The sequence below is a fragment of the Halomonas sp. SIMBA_159 genome, from assembly GCF_046536035.1.
GTDB lineage: Bacteria > Pseudomonadota > Gammaproteobacteria > Pseudomonadales > Halomonadaceae > Vreelandella > Vreelandella venusta_A.
This window is the reverse complement of record NZ_JAWJBT010000446.1, coordinates 1-277: the sequence shown is the minus strand read 5'-3', so window position 1 is coordinate 277 and position 277 is coordinate 1. Positions and strand designations below refer to the sequence as shown.

Below are 277 nucleotides of genomic sequence, written 5' to 3'. Positions count from 1 at the left end.
TTAATAAAGTTTAATTGCATTATTATTTTTGGCGAAAAAAAAGTTTGTTTAAGTGCTGAAAAGCATATCTTTGAAATTTCATCTAATACTTTAATTAATTGGGAGTTCACTTTTAATCAAATATACAACCACTTTTCAGAACTGGAGATGACTATTAGTGAAGTAACATTTTCAAATATCAATTTACTTGATACTTCTCTAAATGCTATAACTCTAGAATTTCACAATAACTTTGATGCTCTTAAAATTATTAATAAATTAAAAAAAAATTCCAAAA

1 protein-coding gene is annotated in these 277 nt (G+C 23.1%); it reads left to right on the top strand.

Annotated features, from left to right (window positions below; translation table 11 throughout):
- Positions 1-277, top strand: a 277-nt coding sequence (locus tag R0J87_RS19965) for a hypothetical protein (RefSeq protein WP_498888428.1), incomplete at both ends; no start/stop codon positions are given.